The sequence below is a fragment of the Nocardia sp. Root136 genome, assembly GCF_001427185.1.
GTDB lineage: Bacteria > Actinomycetota > Actinomycetes > Mycobacteriales > Mycobacteriaceae > Nocardia > Nocardia salmonicida.
In genome coordinates, this window is sequence record NZ_LMFE01000003.1 from 138494 (window position 1) to 162343 (window position 23850).

Genomic DNA, 23850 nt, shown 5'->3' on the forward strand with positions numbered 1-23850 from the left:
TGCCTGCTACTCCCGAAGCCGTACCGCGCACACAGCCGCCCCGGCGCGATTGTCGACAGTAGAGGCTGATGCCACTGTCTCGATCGCCTCGCCCCGAGGAACCCGACACTCACCTGCGAGTGATCAGTGCCGACCTGGTGGTGGATTTCTGCGGTTGCCGCACCGCTGTGCGGAACTACTTGCGCGACAGGCTATCCCACCCGCATCCCTCTATCGTCGCCATAGAGATCAGCGATGGGTTTCTCCCGATCCGGCGAATGCCCTGCGAGGCGCTATGGCTGGACCCGTGATCGAATCCCGATGAGCTCTCACCAACTGCCGGTCCCTCGATATCGGCACACCGTCTCCCCCACGCAGTGCGCTACCGGTTGCGAGTCGGGCTACTCGCCCGTCATCCGCAGGAACAGCCTTGTCGAAATCGTCGTCGCGGAAGTGAATTCGCGCTCACAGCCAGGAAACGGCCCGGCTTCTACGTCTCGGCGGCGCTGCCGATCGCGGTGCTGGCCCACTCCTGCTGGCCACCGGGGCACATCGCGGTGCGCGTGGCCGTGCTACCGAGCTAGCCGAGCGCCTGTCGTTTCTTGGACGATCAAACTATGGATACTGGGCCACAAACCGAGGCATTTTGATAGCTTCATAGCAGTTCAACTATCACAGCGGTCTGTACGTCATCCGGTCTTCGCGCTGATCGTGTGCGATCCCGGCCGCGGCAAGATCCGCATCCGGGCCGCCACCACCGGGAACACGCCGATCTCCGGAGACAGAAGGAAGACGATGACCACCACCACTCACCGAAATACTGGCTCCGGCAACGAATCCGAACCTCCAAGCGCGAGAGGCCGAATCGATGCCGCTGACCCGATCGAACTGGTCGCCATCGATTCGATGACCGCCGAGATGGTCGGCCACTGGACCTACCTCATGGTCGAAGGCGCCGCCTTCGCCATGCAGGGTCTGCACCCGACCATCCGCGACGTCGTCGACAAGTACTCGGTCTCGCGCACCGATCCGGCGGGACGCGCCATTCGGTCGGTCGACTCGGTGCTGCGCTGGACCTACGGCGGTGCCGAAGCGATCAAGGAAGGCCAACGCCTGCGTTCGCTGCACGAACCGTTGCGGATGAAGAACGCGGACGGGAAATCCATCAGCGCCCTGAATCCCGATGCCTACCAATGGGTTATCGCCACCGCCTACGTCACCACCGCCAAGGCCGGACCACTGCTGATCGGGCGCGAGTTCACCGCCGCGGAATTGGACGAGTTGCTGGCCGACAATATTCGCATCGCGCGGATATTGCAGGTGCCGATGAGGGGTTACCCACAGACCAGGGCCGAGTTCGACACCTATTACGAGCACATGGTCCGCGACGTACTGTGCGCCACCGACGATGTGCGCGAACAGTTCCGGCAGCTGCGTGACGGCGAGATCGAACAGCTGGCGAAGATGCCGTTTCCAGCGGATCGGGTGTTGCGATTGGCGCTGCTGCCCATGCTGCGGTTCAACTATCTGTCCATCGTCGGTCTACTCGACCCGCGACTGCGAGCCATGATCGGCGTCGATTGGAGCCGCGCCGAACAGCGCAGCCTGGAGCGCATTTACACGGTGATCCGGTTCGCCTACCGCGTGCTGCCGGAACGGTTGACCTATTTTCCGATCGCCTACCATGCGCGAAAGCACCACCAGTCCATCGAGCGGATGAAGAAGCGGGAGCTGAAATCGGCCGCGTACAAGGTGCGCCCGAAGCAGTAACCCGCCCCGCCCGCTATCGAATGGCGTGCGGAAACAGCAGCGGAGCGAGGTACTGCCGGGCGAAATCGCGTGCGGCATCGGCATCATGGAGCGGAAGTACCCCACCCGGATTCGAGATGAAGGACATGGTCAGTCTGACGAACAGCTCGGCCACGACGTCGGGGTCGAAGTCGCCGAGCTCGCCGCGTTGCTGCCAGTAGGCGATGAACCGGGCGACACCGATGCGCCCGTGATCGACGAATTCGTCACCGGTCACGAAATCGGCCATCTGCTCGGCCGCGCCCGAGGTGCGCAGGTTTCGCGTCAGCAGCCGTGGCGCGGAAGCTTCACTGACGAAGGCCGAGAACATCTCCGCGAGCGCACCGACCGGGCCCGCCGATTTCCGCATGGCCTCGTAGATGATGTCGCCGACTCGTTCGGCCTCGGCCATCAGCGCGTATCGGACGATCGCCGACTTGGTTCCGAACCTGCGATAGACCGTCGCGACGCCCACTTCGGCGCCGTCGGCGATGTGCACCATCGTCGTTTCTTCGAAGCCGACCTGCACGAAAGACTCACGGGCGGCATCGACGATGCGCCGGGATTTGGCGTCCAGTCGACTCAGCTCGGCCCAGGATTCGGGCAAGGGGGCTGGGTGGTCGTTCACCGCTGACACCCTACCGGCTGATTCGGCCATCTCGAGCGGAGCGCGGCCACCCGTGAGCAGGCGGAGACACGAGAGCTTCACTGCCGATAACCGAGACTGAATGATAGTCTGATCGCAGTACTACTATCACAATGAGGTGGCGAAGTGACTCGGGACGCGAAGATTCGAGAGGTCCTGGACTCTCAACAATCCCCAGCCACGCAGAACTCGATCCGCCCCGAGGTGATGACCGAGTTCCGCAAACACACCGCCAGCGCCCTGTCCGCCGTCTTCGCCGGCGCGGCGTTCGATCAAGTAGCCCTGGTGCCCGTCGCGGCCGCGGTGGATCGAACCGGCAGATTCGCGGACAACTTCGCCAATCGTGGTGTGCGCAGCGGGTTCTCGTCAATCCTTGCCATCTGGGGCCACCCGGAGGATAGAGCCGCCGAGGCAGACTGGCTCAAAACGCGACACCGTGATGTCCACGGCCGCGGCACGGGTGACTATTCCGAGATCCGGTACAGCGCACTGAATCCGGATGCGTGGGTGTGGGTGGGCCTCAGTGGCGTCTACCTCGCGTTGCGAACCTTCACCTACTGCACCGGCACCGTGCTGCGGCCCGCAGAGCAGGAAGCGGCCTATCAACTGCTGCGGGAATCGTTCTCCGACCTGGAACTGCGCGCCGAATCCGGGAAATTGCCCGCGACGCTGGCGGAGGCGACCGCGTATTACGACCGGATGGTCGACACCGAATTGCAGACCAACCCCTTCTTGGTGGAACAGTTCGCCGCGCTCACGAGGCTGCCGCTGCCTACGATCGGGATCTCCGCGCCCGCGCGAGCAGCGCTGTCGCCGATGTGGTTGCTCATTCGGCCGATCGTCGGTCACGTCATTCAAGTCTGCTCGTCCAAGGCGATGGTTCCGGAAATGCAGGCACTCACCGGTTTCCGGCTGCGCCCGCGCCACGATGTGGAATTCGCCGTCTACACGACGGTGTTGCAGGCGGCGTGGCGACTTCTGCCGGACCGGCTACTGCTGGCGCCACTCGCGCACAACCGACTCCAGTACGAGAAACTCGTCCACGTTCATCGCAAGTACGCGCTGGACACTTTCTCGGTCCCCGCGGAGCGCAACGGCGGCTGCCCGATCTGACCACGGTGGGAAACCTGCGAAATAAGGCTTCTCACCTCGTATTTCACGCTCGTGATGAGGTTCCGAATTCAGCTTGACACGCGTGTAAGGCTGGGTTAGCTTCTAGTGGCCCAGATCACAAGTAGCGGTCGGGTCGCTGAATCGCCAACGGGCGATCAGGCGTCGAACATGAGATCGACAGGTTGACCGGCGCTGTTCGCCAGGACAACCGGCCTGGAAAGGCATTCAGAATGGCCAGTAATTCTCGCCGGATCGCCGCGGCTGCGGTGGCCGCAGCGTGTGTGTTCTCCGTTGCTTCGTGCAGTGACGACAGCAGTTCCGAGGCGGGCGGCAGCACGACCGCCATCGCGCCGGGAGTCAAGGCTGCCGGCGCCCCGATCAAGATCGGCTTGTTCAATCCCTCGAAGGGCCCGGCTACCCAGGCGGGTGTGACCACCGGCAGGAACGCCGCGGTCGAGTACATCAACAACCAGATCGGCGGGATCAACGGCCGCCCGATCGAAATCGTCGACTGCGGTATCGATAACACCTCGCCGGAGTCCACGATCTCGTGCGCCAACCAGTTCGTGCAGGCAGGCGTGGTGGCGGCGGTCGACGGCTACAACGCCGAATCGGCCGCGGCGATGCCGATTTTGACGTCAGCGGCAATTCCGCTGATCGGCCAGATTCCCTTCAATACCGCGACCGGTGCGGTTCCCGAGAACCGCGTGTTCTTCGGTCCGCCGCCTGCGGCGTTCCTGGTCGGATTCCTGCAATCACTGAAGCAGGCAGGGAAGAACTCGTTGACCTTGGTCAATTCCGATCTGCCCCAAGCGCATCAGGTGTTCGACGGTCTCCTGACCCCGCTGGGCAAACAGTTGGGAATCGAAGTCAAGAGTGCCTATTACCCGCCGGCGGGACCGAACTTCACCGCCCTCGCGTCCACGATCGCGGACGGTTCTCCCGCCGCGGGCGGTCTGATGACCGCGCCCAACGACAACACCTGCAACAAGCTGGCCCAAGCACTGAAGTCCGTGAAGTATTCGGGCACAGTCTTTCTGGCCGCGTGCACGGAATACGTCGACGTGATGGGCGCACAGGCCGTCGGTGCTCAGTCCTATTCGCCGGTGTGGCTGCCGCCTGCCATCGACTCGGCTCCCGAGCCCGCGAAATCGAATCTGAAGACAGCTGAACAATTCATCGACAACGCCGGTGGAACGGCGGGGTTCTACGCGTACGGCACCTTCGCCACTCTGATCGATCTCGCCAAGGCACTCACCGCCGCTCCGCCTGCCGAATTCACCGGTCCGGCGATCCTCACGGCGCTCAAGGGGCTCGTCGACTACCAGAGTTTCCTCGGCCCGAAACTGAACTGCGGCAAAGCCACGACGCCCAACTGCACCACCGACATGTTGTTGTTCGAGGTGACCGGGGACAAGAAGACGACACCGGTCTCCGGTGGGTACATCACGCCCAGCCCCGAGGTCCTCAAATTGATTCCGGGTGCGGCGTAACCGATCCGGATGACCTCGGCGGACAGGGCGCTCGCACTATCGGCGACCTGTCCGCCGGGGCCTGGGCTATCCACAGAAAACAGGGCACATGGGCCAGTTCTTGCAATTCGTCTTCCTAGGTCTGTCGACCGGCGCGGTATACGCGGTCTTGGCCACATCACTGGTGGGCGTGCACGCCGCGACGGGAATCATCAATTTCGCGCAGGGCGCGTTCGCCCTGTGGGCGGTCTATGTCGTCGCGGCCCTGCGCACCGACGGGATATTCGTCCTGCCGCTCGGCAGTATCGCGCTCGGCAGTGAAGATCACCCAACGCCCATGGTGGCGGCGATCGCACTGGGAATCGCCTCCGCGACGGTGTGGGCGTTGCTGGCGCATCTGGTGGTATTCCGCCCCCTGCGTCACGCGCCGGTGTTGGCGCAGGTGGTTGCCTCGGTCGGACTGATGTTGTTCATCCAGGCATTGGTGGGACTGCGGTTCGATACCGAAAACCTTTTCGCCACACCGATTCTGCCGGAGAGCACGGTGACGGTGGCCGGTGCGCTGGTCAACGTGTCCGATCTCGTGTTGGCCGCGATCGCGATCGCGATCGCCGTCGGTCTGCGGGCCTATTTCACGCTCACCACTGTCGGCATCGCGACTCGCGCGGGCTCGGAAGACGAACTCGCCGCACGCCTGACCGGGTATTCGCCCGACCGGCTGGCCGCGATCGTCTGGGCACTGACCGGCGCCGCGTGCGGACTGATCGGGGTGCTCGCGGCCTTCACCATCGGATTGAACGAGACGAGCTACACGTTCTATGTGATCCCTGCGCTGGCGGCGGCGCTGGTCGGGCGACTGTCGTCCTTCGGCGTTGCCTGTGCGGCGGGATTGACGTTGGGGTCGTTCCAGGCGGTCATCCTCTGGGTCGACACCAAGGACATGTGGCCGAATTGGGCGCAGTCCGGGCTCTCCGACGCCGTGCCGTTCGTCATCGTTGTCGTGGCGTTGTTCCTGCTCGGTGGCCGGATACCGGCTCGCGGGTCACTCGGGGCGGTGAAGATGCCCGCCGTGCGAATCCCCCGGGTCAAGATCACCCCGACCGTCGCGGTGCTGGCAGTCGCGGTCCTCGCGATCGTCATGACGACCGGGACGTGGCGCTACGGCGTCGTGACCTCGATCATTCTGTCTCTGATCGCTCTGTCACTGGTTTTGCTGACCGGGTACCTCGGTCAGATCTCGCTGGCCAGTATGGCTTTCGCCGGCACGGCGGGCTTCGCCCTGTCGAAATTGTCCACCGAATGGGACGTTCCCTTTCCGCTCGGCATCATCGCCGCCGCCTTGGCGGCCACCGCGTTGGGCATCCTGGTCGCGGTGCCGGCGTTGCGTATCCGCGGCGCCCAATTGGCGGTGGTGACCTTGGCTGCCGCATTGGCCATTCAAAGCTTCGTCTTCAACAACCCCTCGTTGACTCCCGCGCAGGGCAACATCATCACCGACCCCACCCTGTTCGGTATCGACCTGGGGGTTCGTGACGGCACCAACCTTGTCACGCTGCCCTTTTCGCTGATGGTCCTGGTGGTCGTCGCGATCTGCACATTGGCGGTGATGCGGATCATGGCGGGTGCGACCGGTCGGGCGATGTTGGCCGTGCGGTCCAACGAGCGGGCAGCGGCATCGGTCGGAATCGACGTCGCCGCAACGAAATTGCTCGGCTTCGCTGTCTCGGCGTTCCTGGCCGGCATCGGCGGTTGCCTGATCGGCTACAGCAGGGGCCAGCTCTCGGCGGGTTCGTTCACCGTAATGATCGGCCTGACGCTGTTGGCGATGACGTACGTCGGCGGCATCACCTCCGTGTCGGGCGCGTTCATCGCAGGCACCCTCGGCCCACTGGGAGTCGGCTACGTATTCCTCAACCAGACTCTCGAATTCGGCGAATACTACGAAGTCATCGCCGCGACTGTGTTGTTGCTGATGGCCGTGCTCAACCCGGTCGGCGTCGCGGGGGCGATGACCTCGGCATTCGAGTGGCTCAGCGCGACGATCCCACGCCGGAGCGGCCGTGACATCACCGGCGACGAGGCCGCTGAGCCGGGAAAGAAGGCAGTAACGCATGTCCGATAGCGTGCAACCTCTGTTGCGGACCCACGGATTGTCGGTTCGCTACGGCGGTGTAGCGGCCAACACCGACATCGACATCGCCGTCGGCTCCGGCGAAATCGTGGGTCTGATCGGACCCAACGGCGCGGGAAAGACGACGTTCGTCGACGCGGTTACCGGGTTCACCCCCTACACCGGAAACGTCACCCTCGAAGGCACCGCACTCGACCGACTCGGCACGCATCGACGACGACGCGCCGGATTGGCCCGAACCTGGCAGGCGGGTGAGCTTTTCGGCGACCTCACGGTGGCGCAGAATCTCGCCGTCGCGATCCAGCCGACCGGTCTGCGCATGCTGTTCGCCGACATCGTCGGCGGTTCGGCGCCGCCGAGCGAAACCATCGACGCAGCACTGGAATTGGTGGGTGTACCCGGCGTCGCGGACCAGCGCCCCGGCGAATTGACCCTGGGCCAGCAGAAATTGGTCGGGGTGGCGCGCGCGCTGGTCGGCGGTTCGAAGGTGGTGCTCCTCGATGAGCCCGCCGCTGGACTCGACACTCACGAGAGCCAGGACTTCGGTCGGCATCTGCGGCGCATCGCGACCGCGGGTGTCGGTGTGTTGCTCATCGACCACGACATGTCTCTGGTTCTCGACACCTGTTCGCGGCTCTACGTGCTGGACTTCGGTGTCGTCATCGCCGCCGGCGAGCCTGCCCGAATCCGGGAGGACCCACGGGTGATCGCGGCGTATCTCGGCACCGCCCGCACCGACGACGACGCGGCCCGACCGGTAGGAGACAGCAAATGACCACATCGGCAATGCCGGAAAGGCCGCTGATCGAGGTGAAGCCCGCCCTGAACATCGAAGGGCTCACCGTCGGATACGGTGGCGTGCCCGCCGTACGCGATCTGAACGCCCAGGTGCGAGCGGGTGAGATCCTCGCACTCCTGGGGCCGAACGGGGCAGGCAAGACCACCACTCTGCTCGCGTCGGTCGGAGCGCTGCCTGCACTGTCCGGCATCATCACCGCGCTCGGCGAACCGCTGGACCGCCGGGTGGAAGCCAACGCGCGCCGCGGCGTCATCCTGGTCCCCGACAGCCGGGGCGTCTTCCACCGCTTGTCGGTCGACGACAACCTGCGCCTGGCCCGCCGCAAGCACGGCCCCTCCGTCGATGACGTCTTCGACTACTTCCCCGCGCTGCGGTCGATGCGGTCGCGCCGATGCGGCACTCTCTCCGGCGGCGAACAACAGATGCTCGCGTTGGCGAAAGCACTGCTGTGCGCACCCAAGATCCTGCTCGTCGACGAACTCAGCCTCGGGCTGTCGCCGATCGCCGTGGAGGGCCTGCTCCCCCGGCTGCGTCAGATCGCCGACGACCAGCACATGGCCGTGGTGCTGGTCGAACAACACATCGAACTGGCGTTGTCCATCGCCGATACGGCCGTCGTGCTCCATCACGGCAGGGCCGTATTGTCCGGCTCCGCGGCTGAGCTCCGTGGTCGCCGAGATATGGTCGAGGCGGCCTACTTCGGTAATGCCGAAGGTTGACACCGCCACGAACGGAACGTGGGACAGCATCGAGGAGGAAGGTTGGCCGGAACCGGGCACCCTGATCGCCGCGCGAAGGCGCCCGCGCGCCGCAGCACCCGCAATCGCCCGAGCGACTCCGTGCTCCTGGATGCGGCGTGCGCGGTGATCGCCGAGGTGGGTGTCGATCGAGCCACGATGGATACCATCGCTCAGCGCGCCGATACCTCCAGAGTGACCCTCTATGCCCACTTCGGCTCCCGCGACGCACTCGTCGACGCTGTTATCGAACGCGAGCTCGCCGCGTTGACCACCTGGATGTTCGAGATCTATGACAACGGCGAGACGATGAGCTACGGGCAGCGGGCCCGCTATTCGATCGAGTCGCTCTTCGATTACGCCCGCCGCCACCCCGAAGGATTCCGCGTCCTGCTCGACAACCGATACGACGACAGCCACCCCGGGCGTCGGTTGTCCGCCGCTCTCGAACCGCGTATCGCCGAACGATTGCGAGCCAACTACGCCGAGCGTGGAACTCCCATCGACGGCGGCGCGGACACACTCGCCACGATGCTCCTCGGCATCAGCTTGGACGTTGCCTACCGCGCCGTCATCCTCGCGGGAGCCGACATCAGCACGGCCTGCGATCTGGCGATCACAGCGTCACTGGCGGTTCTGCGAGCCGTCGACCCCGAGCAACTGCGGGCGATCGACACCCCCGCGCCGACTACGCCATAACGGCTGGAGCGCGGCGGCGAGGCGAACGCCTCACCTGCCGCGGTCATCGGCCCCGTTCGATCAGACGAGGGCCCGCTGCTTCCTGATGCGGTTGCGCACGTCGCGCATCATCGCGTTGGTGCCGGCGAACCTGACGAACTTCGGGATGAAGCGGTTGACGAAGCCGACGAACTGGAAAAGGTGCTCGAATCGGCGCTGATCCGAGGTGCTCCATTCGACCGCCATCTGCTCGCGGAAATGCGGCGGCAGAAAGCCCGCGGTGAGGAACCGCAGAAGGCTGCCGAACATCACCCGGATGGACCAGTGGACCATCCGCAGGTGCAGCAGATCGTCGATGTAGGCGCGGAATTCGTCGTCGCACACCACCCCCGTGCACGCCTCCAGCCAGTAGTCGTCGAACTCGGCGCGCGTCTTCGGCCACATATCGGGGTGTACCTGGAGCGTGGTACCGAAGGTGTCCGAGCCCTGGTAGAACGCTTCGAGTTCGTCGTCGGTCATCTTGCCGCACAGCAGTTGGTGGGTGTCCTCGAAACCGATGTAGATCGCCGCGGCCACATACATCTGCAAGTTTCGGTCGAAGGCGTTGTATTTCACCTTCGAATCCGGCCGCGACCTCACTTGGCGGTGCGCGACATTGACCGCCTGCCGCATGGCCAGCTTGTCCTCGTCGGTGCCGAGCACGGCCACCGCGAGGTAGGCGGAGGTGGTCCGCAGCCGCTTCCACGGATGCACCATGAGCGCACCGGATTCGACCTGACTTTCCATCACACCCGCCGCGACTCCCTGGTGCGCGAATTGCATCGCCACGTTCGCCGCCGCACCCGCGAACATCCAGAAGTCCAAGGCATCGGCCAACTGAGCGGGCCGTTTGCGCGGGGACCGGTGGGTGTCGGGAATATGGAGGCGAACCCGATCGAGAGTCAGCGCATGCTCCGGCGCCGTGAATTCCACCGCCGGGGTGGCCGACCCACGCCACACCGGGGCCGCGCCTTCGTCGACGTAGGAATCACTGTGTGGGTCTACGTAATTGGGTTCGCCAGGCTTGATTGCCGTGCTCATCGTCATCCTTTCCCAGATGTGCCGCGCGACCGAGCAGCCGAGGCGACGCACAGCAGCCCGACGCACCTCGCGAACGCGGTTCGGTGCCAAGGGTACACCGACATACCCTTTATGTTACTGGCTATTCCGCAACTGAAGAAACGTGATCCAGGAACCGGAAGAGCGATTACACGTGATTGACAGCGTCGCTCGCGATCAATAAGTTGATGACCATTCAACCTTGCTGCGAAGCGGGCATGCACCGCGGCGCCGGGTGGACACGACCGGGAGTTCACTCCCGGAGCACACGACTCGCGGCGTGGGATGTCCAGGCCCTCTTGTCCCCACTGCCGCGAGTCCTGTGTCCCCGCACTTCACGAACCAGCCCGCCGATCGCTCGTCGCGTCCGGCGGGCACTCGCCTATCGGCGCGCTCTCAGAGACGTTCGATGATGGTGGCGTTGGCCAAGCCGCCCGCCTCGCACATGGTCTGGAGTCCGTAGCGACCGCCGGTCTGTTCCAGATGATTGACCATCGTCGCGAGCAAACGGGTCCCGGAAGCACCGAGTGGGTGACCGAGCGCGATGGCGCCGCCACGCGGATTGACCCTGGCCGGGTCGGCGCCGAGCTCGTGCTGCCAGACGAGCGGGACCGGGGCGAACGCCTCGTTCACCTCGAAGGTATCGATGTCGTCGACAGTGAGGGAGACCCGTTCGAGCGCCTTGCGGGTCGCGGGGACGACGGCGGTGAGCATGAGTGTGGGATCGTCGCCGACAACGGCGAAGGAGTGGAAGCGGGCGCGGGGGGTCAACCCCAGTTTCGCCGCCATCGCCTCGCTCATGATGAGCGCCGCCGACGCGCCGTCGGTGAGCGGCGAGGAATTGCCCGCGGTCACCGACCAGTCGATCTCCGGAAACCGGTCGAGGAGAGCGGAATCCGTGAAGGCGGGGCGCAGGTTCGCCAAACCTTCGACAGTGGTGCCGGTCCGAATCGTCTCGTCGGCCACGAGGTCTCCGGCGGCAACGAGCTCAGCGTCGAAGCCGCCCGATGCCGCGGTGGCGGCTGCCAGCCGATGCGAGCGCGCCGCGAACTCGTCGAGGACCGCGCGGTCCAGCTTCCAGCGGGCAGCGATGATCTCGGCCGCGATCCCCTGTCCGATCAGGCCGGCCGGGTAGCGAGCGGCGAGCGGGCCGCGCAGAGAGTCTTTGCCCTGGGTGTTGGAGAACATCGGGGTGCGGCTCATCGACTCGACGCCACAGGCTATCGCTACGTCGTACGCGCCGGCGAGCACACCCTGGGCGGCGAAATGCACGGCCTGCTGGCTCGAACCACACTGTCGATCAACCGTGGTGCCGGGCACCGACTCCGGGAATCCCGCCGCCAGCACCGCGGTCCTGGCGATGTTGTTGGCCTGTTCGCCACTCTGGGTGACGCAGCCGGCGATCACATCGTCGACGAGGGCCGGGTCGATCCCGGTGCGCGCGACCAACTCCGCCAACACACCGGCCAGCAGCGTGGCCGGATGTACCGACGACAGTCCGCCGCCGGACTTACCCCGACCCGACGGTGTACGAACCACATCGACGATGACAGCTGACATCATGAACCTCCTGCACAGTCGCCGACCATACGACGACATCCCTCGAGTAAGTTAATATTCATTCTTATCACTTGTCGTCGAATCATGGCCAATACCAGCCATTAGCCCCCTATTGACAAATTATGTTACCGTCGATTCCGCAGCATCACGGGTTGGGGGCATGATGCGCGGACCGCATCGGCACCGGCACGCACCCCTCAGTGGCGTCCGGTGCCGATGCGGTGGCCCCTCCACTCGCCATCGGTCACGTCGGACGACCCGCGAGCCGGGGCGCCGCGGGCGCGACCTGCGACGGCCTACGATTCGACGCCCTATAGGCAATCCCGAATCTATGAGATATGTTACCGGTAATTCTCATCACAGCGTTGAGAATGAGTAGTAACTTGATCTTCGATGGTCGGCCTCCCGTGCCACAGAAGCGTCGTGCTTCTGGAACGACTCGCCGGAAGGCGATCGCTCTTCGGGTCCACCCCTGAAGAACGCTCGACAACAACATCGCACCGCCAACGACGGCGGCCGACAGGCCTGACGTCGTCCAAGGTCCCGAGGAAGGACACCGGTACCACCATGTTGCGACGGCTGGACAGGTTTCTCAGCTATGAGATGAAGGTGTCCGAATTCCTCGGCACCCTCATCATCATCGGCATCCCCTACGGACTGGTGGGAGTCATCTGGACATTCACCCACACCAGTCATCTGAGTGACCTTCACGGGGTCGACCTGATCGTCTCGTTCATCGGATCGATCATCTGTTGGCCGGTCCTCATCTTCGCGAATGTGACGATGACCTGATGATGGCGCTGGTCTGGGTCATCGACATCGTCGTGATCATCGTCAAGATCCTGGGCGGGCGGACACAGGTAAATCCTGTTCTCCGATTCGGCATGTGGATCGCGCTGCTCTGCGTCATCGCCCTGTGTCTGGCGGCCGTCGGCGCACTCGTCGTCCTCCTCGAACACTGGCTGAGCTCGCTCTGAGCAGCCGGGAACACAATCCCCCGCAGCAAGAAAGGATCGGTGCAGCGTGACGCCGCAACCGGCCACCGAACCGTCCGAGATCGGACGGCTCATCGACAGCGCCACCGGGCTCTGGCGACGGCATCCCCAGCAGTCGCTCGAGACCCTAGGCAGGCAGGTCCTGCTCGGCAGGGCAACGATCGCGCAGCTGTTCCTGTCGCTCGTGCAACGGCGATTTCCGTTCCAGGAGTTCATCAAGCAGTGCGCGTTCATGGCCAACGTCTCGGCGTTGCCGACCGTGTTCGTCGCGATTCCGGTCGCGGTGGTGGTCTCGATCCAGGTCGGCGCGCTGGTCAATCAGGTCGGCGCCACCACCTTCATCGGCGCGGTCGCCGGGCTCGGCATCATCCGCCAGGGCGCACCACTGGTCACCTCACTGATGATCGCGGGCGCGGTCGGCTCGGCCATCTGCGCCGATCTGGGCTCCCGCACGATCAGGGAGGAGATCGACGCGATGAAGGTGATGGGCGTGGACCCGGTGCGCCGACTGGTCGTCCCGCGACTGGTCGCCGCCGTCCTGGTGAGCATGCTGTTGTGTGGGTTCATCGTGTTCGTCGGCTTCGCCACCGCCTACATGTTCAACGTCTATGCCCAACAGGGCACACCGGGATCGTTCATCAGCTCGTTCGCCTCGTTCGCGGTCGCGAACGACCTCGTGGCCGCGCTGTTCAAGGCGGCGATCTTCGGCCTGCTCACCGCGATCATCGCCTGCGACATCGGCCTACACACCAAAGGCGGTCCGGGCGGTGTCGCGAATTCGGTGAACTCGGCGGTGGTCACCTCGATCCTGATGCTGTTCGCCACCAACATCATCGTCACCCAGCTGTACAACATCTTCTTCCCCGCGAAGGTCGTGTGAGATGGCCGCCGAGTACATCCCACCGGCACTGCGTCCGGTCCGCGCGATCAAAGCGACCGCCAAGATCCCCGTCCACGCCAATCAGCGCCTCGGTCACCAGGCCATCGTGTTCTTCCAAGCGCTGATCGCCATCCCGTTCACGCTGCGCCACTACCGCAAGGAAGTCGCCCGTTTGGTCGCCGATGTCGGCTGGGGTAACGGCTCGCTCATCGTCGGCGGCGGCACAGTGGGCGTGGTCATCGCGCTGTGCGCGTTCGGCGGCATCACCGTGGGAGTCGAGTCCTATACCGCGTTGAACCTGCTCACTATGGGACCGCTGACCGGGGCCATCTCCGGCTTCGCCACCACCCGTGAGATCGCGCCGATCCTGGGCACGCTCGCCTTCGCCATCCAGTCCGGTTGCCGATTCACCGCGCAGCTCGGCTCGATGCGGATCTCCGAAGAGATCGACGCGCTGGAATCCATCGCGATCCGGCCGCTGCCCTACCTGGTGACCACCCGGATGATCGCGGCCACGATCACCATCATCCCCCTGTACACACTCGGCCTCGCGGTCGCCTACATCGCGACCAAGCTGTCGGTGCTGTTCCTCGGCGGGACGACCGCAGGCACCTATGACCACTACTTCTTCCAGTTCCTGATCGGCGGAGACGTGTTCTTCTCGATCTTCAAAGTGGTGGTGTTCGTCCTCATCGCGGCGTTCATCCAGTGCTACTACGGCTTCGTCGCCTCCGGCGGCCCCGAAGGCGTCGGCGTCGCGGCGGGCCAGGCCATCAAGATGGTCATCGTCGTCATGGTCTTCACCAATCTGTTTCTCACCCTTGCGATCTGGGGCATCGACCCCGGATTCCGGATCTCGGGATAGGTCGATCGAATGATTCTCGATCTCAGCGGCCGCGGCCCCAAACCCCTGCAGCTCACGCTCGCGGGACTGGCGGTGATCACCGCGTTCGCGGTCGCTCTGTATCTGCTCGCACTGCGCTACAACGGCGAGTTCGAGGACACGGTGGTGGTCGGTGCCGACCTCACCAGTACCGGCGACGGGCTACCTCAGCGCGCCGACGTGAAGTACCGCGGCATGCTGGTCGGCTCGGTCGGCTCGGTGGAGATGGTCGCCAAGGGCGAACGCCAGCACGCCACCTTGGAACTGAAGCCGGGTCTGGCGCAGACGATTCCGAACACGGTCACCGTGCGCGTCATCCCCGACAACATCTTCGGCGTCTCCTCGCTCCAGCTCGTGGACAACGAGGGGACCGCCGAGGGGTTGCGCGAGGGTGCGACCATCCGCGAGGACACCAGCCAGGCCACGATCCAGCTGCAGACCACGCTCAACACCCTGCGCGATGTGCTCGACACCATCCAGCCCGAGAAGCTCGGCCGGGTGCTGGCCACCCTGTCCGCAGCGCTCGATCCGAGCAGTCGCGTACCGGGTTCGACGGTGGAGCGCCTCGACACCTGGCTCACCACCATCCACCAGATCCCCGAAATCGGTCACCTGCTCGGCAATTTCGGTCAGGCGGCGACAGCGCTGAGCCAGTCGGCACCGGAACTGGTCGGCGTACTGGCCGATTCGGTGACGACTGCGCGCACGCTCAACGAGCACCGCACCCAAATGGTGGAGCTGCTCACACAGGGCAACTCCACCATCGAATCGGTCAACGCCCTGTTCGCCGCGAATCCCGATTCGGGCAAAGAATTGGTCTCCGGCCTGGACCAGCTACTCGGTGGCATCGCCAAGGATCCCAGCGCACTGCAGTTGACAGCGGCCAACCTCAACAACTCGTTGCGCAGGCTGCAGCAAACGTTCAACTTCGGCCCCAGCAAGCAGATGACCTGGCGTATGGATGTGACGTTCACGCCGTTCCAGCAGTACACCGCCAAGGACTGCCCGCACTACGGCGACATGGCCGGACCCCGATGCGGTGGCCCGACCGTGCCAGAAGTCGCACCGCCGCAAGAGTATCCGGCACAGATGCTGCCGAAGCGACTCGAGTCCGCCGGCCCGGCACCGGCACTGCCGATTCCCGGGCTACCCACACTGCCGAGCATCACCGTGCCGACTGTTCCCGGCCTGCCGACGATTCCGGGTCTGCCTGCCATTCCGGGCCTGCCCGCTATCCCGGGAATCACCGCACCCGCCGCATCTCGCGATCCCGCGCCCGCCGCCACCCCGGCGGCGCAGTCTCGGCTGGGCGGCATCGCCGCGGTGGCGGCACTGGTCGGCGGTAAACCGACGTTCAGTCAGCTGCTCCTGCTCGGGTCGATCCTGGGCAACATTGCCATCGTCCCCGACGCCGAAGGTGGTGTCCAACAGTGAAATCCAGCAAAGCACTGCTCGGGTTCAGCTTCTTCGCCGTCTTGGCGACGCTGCTCACCTACACGATCTGGTCGACCCTGCAACGCAGCGTCCCCGGCAACACCACGAGCTATTCGGCGGTCTTCACCGATGTTCTCGGATTGCGCATCGGCGACGACGTCCGGATGGCGGGTGTGCGAGTCGGCCGGATCGACAAGATCGATTTCACCGACAACTACATCGCCAAGGTCGACTTCCAGATCGAGGCGCGCCAGCACCTGACCGACACCACCAAAGCCCTGGTGCGATACCAGAATCTGATCGGTCAGCGCTACCTGGCGCTGGCGCCGGGCACCGGCGAGGGCACCGTTGTCCCGGCCGGCTCGCAGATCCCGCTCGAGCGCACCGAGCCGTCGTTCGACGTCTCGGCGCTGTTGTCCGGATTCGAGCCACTGTTCAGTGTGCTGCAACCCGACCAGATCAATTCGCTGTCGGAAACGCTCATCCAGGCATTGCAGGGCAACGAGGTGTCGCTGGCGGCGCTGATCACCCAGGCTGCCCAGTTGGCCAGCACTTTCGGTGAACGCGATCAGATCATCGGCGATGTGCTGAGCAATCTCAGCTCGGTGATGGCAGGTCTGGCCAACCGCAGCGACGAGCTGGAGACCCTGATCACGCAGACTCGCAGTTTGATGGACGGGCTCTACACCGAGGGCGAATCGTTGAAGAGTTCGGTCGAACGGGTGGCGGGCGCGACGAACGGCCTTGTCTCGCTCATCGAGCAGGTCAAGCCCGGATTGGCCGACGCGCAACGCAACGCCACTACCGGCGTGATGATGTTGCTCTACAACGGCGCCGCCCTCGATCGCGCTGCGGTCGAATTCCCGGACTTCCTCAACGGCGTCGCCAGGTTCACCCAATACGGCACCTACGGCAATGCCTACATCTGCCGCCTCGACGTCTCCCTGTGGGGCGTTCTCCTGCCCGAGGGCTTGTTCTCGCAGGTCGGCGGCACCTCACAATCGGAAGTGTGCCGATGATCAAACCACGCGTTCCAGCATTTCTGCGGGACAACCGGCACCTGCGGCTCGGCCTGATCGCGGCCCTCGCGGTACTGATATTGCTCGGCGGTTCAAGTCTGATCAACCAGGTCCAACTCGGCGACAAGACCGTTCACGCCGAGTTCGCCCAGGCCGCGGGCCTTCGGCCCGGCGCGACAGTCGATGTCTCCGGCATCGAGGTCGGTGAGGTCCAGGCGGTGAAGCTGGTCAACGACCGGGTGGAGGTGGCGCTGCGCATCCGCAAGGACATCCGCCTCGGCGCCAACGCCCACGCGGCGATCAAGATGTCGACCATCCTCGGCAGGCTGCACATCGTGCTGCGGCCCGGCGACGGAAAAGAGCTCCCCGACAACCGGATCCGGGTCGACAACACCGAGGTTCCGTACAACCTGAGCAAGGTCATCCAGGATCCGCAGTACACCTCCTCGTTCGAGCGGATCGAACGGATCGACCCGAACAAACTGCGCACCGCGCTCGATGTGTTCAGTGCCCAGCTGGGCGATTCACCCGCCATGGCGGTGCAGGCCCTCGACAGCATCGGCGCGCTCGCCCAGGTGATCAACAGCAGGCGCGACGAGGTCGACACCCTGCTCAAGAGCATGGATCAGGTCTCCCAACTGGTCTCGGACAACCGCAACAGCGTGCTGGTGTTGCTCACCAGGGGCGAAGCGATCGGGGCCGCTGTGCAGAAGCGCCAGACCCTGCTCACCCAGCTGCTCGACAACGTCGCCGACATGTCGAGGCTGCTGCAGGACATGGGCATCGAGAACAACGGTGAACTCGGACCGCTGATCGCGAACCTCAACACGATGTCCGACGGCCTGACCAAGAACAAGGAGAACCTGGACCGGATCTACGAGTACGCCCCGATCACGTTGCGCCAGTTCAACAATCTGCTCGGCAACGGCCCCTACGGCGAGATCTGGGCACCGTGGATTCTTCCGGACAACTGGCTGTGCTTCGCACAGGCCGTACAGGGGTGCAACTGATGAGGACCACACGCACGAGCAAGCTCGCGGCGGTCTGCTTGGCCGCGACACTCGCCTCGGGCTGCGCCCTGCTGCCCGACAGCCTGACCGGACTGGGTAACCAGGTGCTGGGCGCGCAGAAGCGCATCAGCGCCGACTTCGAGAACGTGGCCGGACTGTACGCGGGCAACGAGGTCTCCGTGCTCGGTGTGCCGGTCGGTGTGGTCGATTCGGTGACGCCGCGCGGCAGCTATGTCGAGGTGGTGATGTCGGTCGACCGTGATGTTCGCATTCCCGCCGAGGCGATGGCGGCGCTGGTGTCGCCGCAGCTGATCACCAACCGCCATGTCGAGCTCGCCCCGGCCTATACCGGCTCGGGGCCCGAGCTCGCCGATGGTGCGCATCTCCCGCTGGCTCGCACCAGGACCCCCGTCGAGCTGGACCGGATCCTGTCCAACTTCGATCAGCTGGGCGAGGCGCTCAAGGGCGACAGCCAGAGCGGGCCCATGGCGAGTCGGGTGCTCTTCCCGCTGCTCGACGGCAACGGCGACCGGTTGCGCGAAACGCTCGACGAACTGTCGGCGGCCTTCGAGCTGACTTTCGCCAACAAGGATCAGATCGCCAACACCGTCATCGAACTCGGCGAGATCACCCAGATCATCGCCGACAACGATCAGACCGTCCGCGATTTCAGCGGTCGCATCACCGAGTTGGTCGCGCTGTTCGGACAGCAGTCCCCCGGTCTGCAGGCGGTGCTGACCCAGCTCGACGACTTCATCACCAATACCTCCTCGGTGGTCGGCCAGAATCAGGACCAGCTCGCGGGCGCACTCACCAAGTTCGTCGCGATCGCAGCCCAGATGCGGGCCAATGCCCGCAATCTGACCGAGATCATCGATGTCGGTCCGCTGATGTTCCAGAACTTCGACAACGCGATCAGCCGAGAACACCAGGCGCTGCGTCTGCACGGCCTGCTCGACAAGATCGTGCTCGACAGCGAGGTGGTCTCGCTGTTCTGCGAGCGCGTCCAGATGCGTCTGGACGGCTGCCGCACCGGCAAAATCTCCGATATGGGCCCGGACTTCGGGCTGACCGCCGCGCTGTTGGGACTGACGAAATGACTTTGCGCACCACGTTGGCCGCGGCCTTCTGCGCCGCCGCCGTGGCCGCATCGAGCAGCGGCTGCTCGATGACCGTGGCCGAACTGCCGATGCCCGAACCGGGCATCGGCGGGCCCGGCTATACCTTGCACGCCACTTTCCGGGACGCGCTCAACCTGCCCAACCGCGCCCACGTGAAGATCGGCGGCACCGATATCGGTGTCGTCACCGCAATTTCGACGACGTCGTTCCTCGCCGATGTCGAGATGCTGATCCGCACCGACATCCAACTGCCGCAGGGCACCACCGTGGAGCTGCGCCAGGCGACCCCGCTCGGTGACATCTTCGTCGCCATGACCCTGCCCACCGCCGAGGCCGCTGGGCCACCGCTGCGCGAGGGCGCGACCATCGGCGCCGAGCTCACCGCATCGGCCGCCTCGGTCGAGCAGTTGATGATGTCGGTGTCGATGCTGATCAACGGCGGCGGACTCAATCAGGCAGCCAAGGTCACCTCCGAACTCAATTCCATCTTCGCGGGCAAGGCGCCCCAACTGCAGCACTTGATCGGGGAAATGACCTCGGTCATCGCCGCGCTCAACGCACGTACCGGCGACCTCGACGCGACGCTCACCGGGTTGTCGGTATTGACCGGCGAATTGGCTCGGCGCAAGGCCGAACTCGGTGCCGCGGCCGACGACTTCCCGCAACTGATCGGGCTGTTCGCCGAGAACAACCAGGCCATCGTCGACCTGATCAACAAGGTGGCGGTGACGATGGACGCCCTCGGCGACTTCAGCGCGACGAACGGGCCGCAGTTCGTCAGCCTGTTCCAGAGCATCCAGAATCTGATGTCCGGATTCGCGCAGATGGGCGATGACCTCACCGGCACGCTCGATGGCCTCCACAAGATCTACCCCTCGGTCATGGACAGCGTGCAAGGACCGACGCTGGCCGTCGGAGCGATCCTGTCCTACCTCGATATCGGTGCGATCACCGATCCGGCCGGCAGCCGCTGGCCCGACGGCACCGATGTGCCCGCGTTCATCGGCAGCATCACCGACGTGATCGCCAAGGTGACCGGCCGCCTCAACAGCACACCGCAGCAGCCGAACCAAGAGGGGCCCCGATGAATTCACCGTTGTGGGAGTGGCTGGTTCGCCGTCGCATCGCGGTCGCCAATGCCGGCCTGGTCGTCGTCCTACTGCTGGGCAGCGGGTACCTGGGCGGTGCGGTCCTGCGGATCGACCCGACGAACAAGCGCTACGCCGTCACCGTCGAACTGGCCATCTCGGGTGGACTCACCAAGGGCAGCGACGTGACGTTCCGTGGCGTTCGGGTCGGCCGGGTCGATGACGTGCGGGTCGCCGGCGACGGGATCGCGGCCGTGGCCGAGATCGAGGAGGGCACCCGGATTCCGCTCGGCGGCACGGTCGCCGTCGCCCGTTTGTCGGCCGCGGGTGAGCAGTACCTGGATTTCCGACCCGAGACCGATACCGGGCCGTATCTGCGCGACGGCTCCGTCATCGCCCGGGCGGACACCGGCGTGCCCGTGCAGGTGCAGTCGGTGCTGTTGAACATGTCGGGCCTGGTCAGCGGATTGAACCCCGAACGCCTCAATGTGATCGTCAACGAACTCGACAAAGCGCTCGCGGGCGGTCCGGACGGCTTGCGCAACATGATCTCCGGGATCAGCCGCGCGATGGCAGGGCTCAACGATCTGCTACCGCAGACCGAGCATCTGCTGCGCAATCTCGAGGTCATCGCCTCGACGACCGCGAACGCGCAACCCGACCTGGGAACTCTGACCAACGCGGGTAGCGCCCTGTTCCAGCAGTTCTCCGCCGCCGATGCCGAATTGCGGCACCTGCTCCAGGAAGGGCCGGGGCAGCTAGCCACGCTCGGGGGCTTCATTTCCCGCACCCAGAACCCGATCACGGACCTGGTGACGAACTTCGTCGCGATCACCCGGGCGGCGAAATTGCGTCAGCCCGCGATCGAGCTGCTGTTTCCGACGTTGAGCCGCTTCTCCGAGGCAGTCGGCATCCCGGCTCACGACAACGCCTTCTACACCCTCGTCGACCCGTGGCCGCGACCGACCTGCGACTACGACACTGTCCCGATTCTGCCCACGCAGGCCACCGCCGATACCAGGGTGCGGCTCTACAACTACTGCGTCACCGACAATCCCGCGCTGCAGGTCCGTGGGTCGGCGAACGCGCCACGGCCCGCCGGACCCGACAACGGTGCGGGACCGCCGCCCGGTGTGACCGGCGACGAATTGTCCCAGCCCTCGGTGCCCGCACCAAGATAAGGAGCACGAAAAGCAATGACCAACGACGAAACATCCACCAGCACAGCACCATCGGAAGGGCTCGCCACGGTCGATGCGAAGTCGGCCACCAAGGACAAGTGGTGGGCGATGGACCGCAAGACTCTCGGCCTGCGCGGCGCCACCGCGATCGTCCTCGGCGCCTCGCTGGCGACCTCGGTGTTCCTGTTCGTGGAGAACAAGAGCAACACCGATCTTCTCGAGGCCCAACAGCAGGCCCTCGAGGCCGCGTGCCACTACGCGCCCGCGTTGGCCGACTACGACAGCAAGAACCTCGACACCTACTTCAAGGCTGTCCTCGCGGGAGCGACGGGTGACTGGAAGAAGCAGTTCGAATCCACCAGCACCGAGCTGCGCGACGCCCTCACCCAGGGCGAGGTCGTCTCGAAGGTCACCGACACCCAGTGCGCGCTGCGCTCCGGCGACGAGAACTCCGCCCAGGCGATCGTGGTGATCGGGACGACCATCTCCAGCCTGGGCACCGAACACAAGGCCAAGCCGAGTCAACTGTCGATGGTGTTCGACCTGCGCAACGATGACGGCCGCTGGCTCGTCGAGAAGGTGAACTCCCCGTTGACCTCGCCGCCCACCCCATGACTCGGTCCGGCGGATCGACCTCACTCCCCCAGGCGATAGCATGACAGGCAAGATCATCGGGAACTCACTGTCCCCGCGTGGAACAAAGGGTAGGACGACGAGCAACCAGGCAGACGAATCCCCCGCGGATGCGCCGACCCGCCAGGTCAGGCGCAGGCCGAAGAATCGTCGTGCCCAGATCGCGGCAGAATCGGCCGCCGCCTTCGGCGCGCACGGGTACCACGGTGTGAGCATGGACGACATCGCGCGGCGCCTCGATATCAGTTCCACCGCGCTGTATCGGCACTTTCCGAGCAAATACGCGTTGTTCCGGGAAGAACTTCTGCGGTTGTCCGGGATAGCCGTCGGCGCGGTCGAGCTACCCGGCGAGGCCGTCGACTGGACGCCACGCCAGCGCGTGGATCATGTGCTCGACGCCATCATCGGCTTGACCATCGCCAATCGGCCGACCGTGGCGCTGGCCCGCTGGGAGCGCCGCTATCTCGAGCCGGCCGATCTTCAGGAGTTCACCGATCAGTTCGCCGTGGCCATCGCCACGCTGCGCAAGCTGATCGGCGAGGTAAGACCCGAGTTGGACGGTCGAGACCGGGCAGTTCGCGCGGTCTCGATCTTCGCTGTGGTGAGCAGCATCGGCGACCACCACGCCACCGTACCGGCGAAAGCTCTCGCCCGGCTGCTCCATACGACCAGCTGGACGCTGATCGATGCTGATCTCAGCGGACTCGACAGCACGAAGCCTGCCGATCCCGAGAGCGAGCACACGCAGCCGTTCAAGCATGATCTGCTGCTGGGCAAGGCCGTCGAGCTGTTCCACGAGCGCGGTTATCCGAATGTCAGTATGGAAGATATCGCCGCCGCCGCGGATCTGTCGGCCGCATCGGCGGTGTATCGCTACTACCGCAGCAAGAGCGACCTGTTGGTAGCGGCCTTCCGGCGCGCCGCTGACCGGGTGTCGGGAGCGATCGCGCCCGCGGTGGCCGCTGCGGATACTCCCGCTGAGGCACTCGGCACCCTGATCGACCTCTATGTCTCCGGTTCTTTCGCCGAGCGCGCGCTGACCTTCGTCTATTACGCCGAGTTCAGCCATGTCGACCAACCCGATCAGGTAACCCTGCGCCATCTTCAACAATTGATCATCACCGAATGGGCGAAGTTGGTCGTAGAGGCCAGACCGGACCTGTCCATCGGCGAGGCCCGAATCCTCGTGCACGCGGCGTTCAGCCTCGTGGTCGACCTCGGGCGCACCTTCGGCGACCACGGAATCAGTCCACAGGAGACTGTGATCCGCTTGCTCGAGACCATTCTGCTCGGTCAGCCCCTACCGCGGTAGGCACCGACTCACGCCGTAATTCAGGGAGCGTCCGACCATGACCGGTCGGACGCTCCCTCCATTCTGCGTCTCAGAGACCGTAGGTCTTGCCGATGATGTCACGCTGGATCTCGCTCGTGCCACCGAAGATCGTCGAGACCAGAGCACCACGGACATGCTTTTCCATGTCGAACTCGCGGGCGTACCCGTAGCCGCCCATCATCTGCATCCCGGCCAACGCGACCTGTTTGGAGGTTTCGGTGGCCTTGAGCTTGGCCATCGACGCCTCCCGGGCGAAGGTCTTGGTCGGGTTC

The 23850-nt window shown here is 64.8% G+C and carries 23 protein-coding genes; 19 read left to right on the plus strand and 4 right to left on the minus strand.

Annotated features, from left to right (window positions below):
• Positions 1–774 precede the first annotated feature (774 nt).
• On the plus strand, positions 775–1749 hold the full coding sequence (locus tag ASD42_RS15655; protein ID WP_084787165.1) for an oxygenase MpaB family protein: 975 nt from the start codon (positions 775–777) through the stop codon (positions 1747–1749).
• A gap of 13 nt (positions 1750–1762) precedes the next feature.
• Here the strand turns inward: ASD42_RS15655 and ASD42_RS15660 are convergent, their stop codons facing one another.
• Positions 1763–2395, minus strand: coding sequence for a TetR/AcrR family transcriptional regulator (locus ASD42_RS15660; RefSeq protein WP_063816066.1), 633 nt, complete (start codon positions 2393–2395; stop codon positions 1763–1765).
• A 144-nt stretch (positions 2396–2539) separates the two neighbouring features.
• On the opposite strand from ASD42_RS15660, the gene ASD42_RS15665 reads away from it, so the two are divergent.
• The 6 genes from ASD42_RS15665 to ASD42_RS15690 all read left to right on the plus strand — a co-directional run bounded on the left by ASD42_RS15665 (position 2540) and on the right by ASD42_RS15690 (position 9364).
• Positions 2540–3526: an oxygenase MpaB family protein gene (locus tag ASD42_RS15665; RefSeq protein ID WP_235569591.1), complete on the plus strand. Its 987-nt coding sequence runs from the start codon at positions 2540–2542 to the stop codon at positions 3524–3526.
• Positions 3527–3756: 230 nt separating this feature from the next.
• On the plus strand, positions 3757–5019 hold the full coding sequence (locus ASD42_RS15670; protein WP_174551948.1) for an ABC transporter substrate-binding protein: 1263 nt from the start codon (positions 3757–3759) through the stop codon (positions 5017–5019).
• Positions 5020–5107: 88 nt separating this feature from the next.
• Positions 5108–7120 (plus strand): ABC transporter permease, encoded by a 2013-nt coding sequence (locus tag ASD42_RS15675; RefSeq protein ID WP_056817234.1) that lies wholly within the window; start codon positions 5108–5110, stop codon positions 7118–7120.
• Positions 7110–7904 (plus strand): ABC transporter ATP-binding protein, encoded by a 795-nt coding sequence (locus ASD42_RS15680; RefSeq protein WP_056817236.1) that lies wholly within the window; start codon positions 7110–7112, stop codon positions 7902–7904. Before ASD42_RS15675 ends, ASD42_RS15680 begins: the two co-directional genes overlap by 11 nt.
• Before the next feature lie 11 nt (positions 7905–7915).
• The gene (locus ASD42_RS15685) at positions 7916–8647 is read left to right on the plus strand and encodes an ABC transporter ATP-binding protein (protein ID WP_056817238.1); all 732 of its coding nucleotides are present in this window, start codon (positions 7916–7918) and stop codon (positions 8645–8647) included.
• Positions 8648–8689: 42 nt separating this feature from the next.
• A complete protein-coding gene (locus ASD42_RS15690) occupies positions 8690–9364 on the plus strand; it encodes a TetR/AcrR family transcriptional regulator (RefSeq protein WP_056817241.1) in 675 nt (224 codons plus the stop codon).
• A gap of 60 nt (positions 9365–9424) precedes the next feature.
• Here the strand turns inward: ASD42_RS15690 and ASD42_RS15695 are convergent, their stop codons facing one another.
• Complete coding sequence (locus ASD42_RS15695) at positions 9425–10423, minus strand: oxygenase MpaB family protein (protein ID WP_084465412.1); 999 nt, start codon at positions 10421–10423, stop codon at positions 9425–9427.
• A gap of 414 nt (positions 10424–10837) precedes the next feature.
• A complete protein-coding gene (locus ASD42_RS15700) occupies positions 10838–12004 on the minus strand; it encodes a thiolase family protein (RefSeq protein ID WP_056817244.1) in 1167 nt (388 codons plus the stop codon).
• 564 nt (positions 12005–12568) lie between these two features.
• On the opposite strand from ASD42_RS15700, the gene ASD42_RS15705 reads away from it, so the two are divergent.
• Genes ASD42_RS15705 through ASD42_RS15760 form a run of 12 tightly spaced genes read left to right on the plus strand, consistent with a single transcriptional unit; the run spans position 12569 to position 23557 of the window.
• Entirely contained in the window at positions 12569–12793 is a 225-nt protein-coding gene (locus ASD42_RS15705) for a hypothetical protein (protein WP_056817250.1), read from the plus strand.
• The gene (locus ASD42_RS15710; protein ID WP_056817253.1) at positions 12793–12978 is read left to right on the plus strand and encodes a hypothetical protein; all 186 of its coding nucleotides are present in this window, start codon (positions 12793–12795) and stop codon (positions 12976–12978) included. Before ASD42_RS15705 ends, ASD42_RS15710 begins: the two co-directional genes overlap by 1 nt.
• Before the next feature lie 46 nt (positions 12979–13024).
• Complete coding sequence (locus tag ASD42_RS15715; RefSeq protein WP_056817255.1) at positions 13025–13876, plus strand: MlaE family ABC transporter permease; 852 nt, start codon at positions 13025–13027, stop codon at positions 13874–13876.
• A gap of 1 nt (position 13877) precedes the next feature.
• A complete protein-coding gene (locus ASD42_RS15720; protein WP_056817257.1) occupies positions 13878–14741 on the plus strand; it encodes an ABC transporter permease in 864 nt (287 codons plus the stop codon).
• Between the two features lie 9 nt (positions 14742–14750).
• Positions 14751–16193, plus strand: a complete 1443-nt coding sequence (locus ASD42_RS15725; protein ID WP_056817261.1) for an MCE family protein — start codon at positions 14751–14753, stop codon at positions 16191–16193.
• Positions 16190–17212, plus strand: a complete 1023-nt coding sequence (locus ASD42_RS15730; protein ID WP_056817264.1) for an MCE family protein — start codon at positions 16190–16192, stop codon at positions 17210–17212. The genes ASD42_RS15725 and ASD42_RS15730 overlap by 4 nt, the downstream gene beginning before the upstream one ends.
• On the plus strand, positions 17209–18222 hold the full coding sequence (locus tag ASD42_RS15735; RefSeq protein ID WP_056817360.1) for an MlaD family protein: 1014 nt from the start codon (positions 17209–17211) through the stop codon (positions 18220–18222). Before ASD42_RS15730 ends, ASD42_RS15735 begins: the two co-directional genes overlap by 4 nt.
• Positions 18222–19322: an MCE family protein gene (locus ASD42_RS15740; RefSeq protein ID WP_056817266.1), complete on the plus strand. Its 1101-nt coding sequence runs from the start codon at positions 18222–18224 to the stop codon at positions 19320–19322. Before ASD42_RS15735 ends, ASD42_RS15740 begins: the two co-directional genes overlap by 1 nt.
• Entirely contained in the window at positions 19319–20431 is a 1113-nt protein-coding gene (locus ASD42_RS15745) for an MCE family protein (protein ID WP_056817269.1), read from the plus strand. The genes ASD42_RS15740 and ASD42_RS15745 overlap by 4 nt, the downstream gene beginning before the upstream one ends.
• A complete protein-coding gene (locus ASD42_RS15750) occupies positions 20428–21612 on the plus strand; it encodes an MCE family protein (protein WP_056817271.1) in 1185 nt (394 codons plus the stop codon). The genes ASD42_RS15745 and ASD42_RS15750 overlap by 4 nt, the downstream gene beginning before the upstream one ends.
• A gap of 15 nt (positions 21613–21627) precedes the next feature.
• Positions 21628–22227, plus strand: coding sequence for a hypothetical protein (locus ASD42_RS15755; RefSeq protein WP_084787161.1), 600 nt, complete (start codon positions 21628–21630; stop codon positions 22225–22227).
• 40 nt (positions 22228–22267) lie between these two features.
• The gene (locus ASD42_RS15760) at positions 22268–23557 is read left to right on the plus strand and encodes a TetR/AcrR family transcriptional regulator (RefSeq protein WP_082844220.1); all 1290 of its coding nucleotides are present in this window, start codon (positions 22268–22270) and stop codon (positions 23555–23557) included.
• A 70-nt stretch (positions 23558–23627) separates the two neighbouring features.
• On the opposite strand, the gene ASD42_RS15765 is transcribed toward ASD42_RS15760, so the two are convergent.
• Positions 23628–23850 (minus strand): acyl-CoA dehydrogenase family protein (locus ASD42_RS15765; RefSeq protein WP_162256203.1); only part of this gene is annotated, 223 nt, incomplete at its 5' end.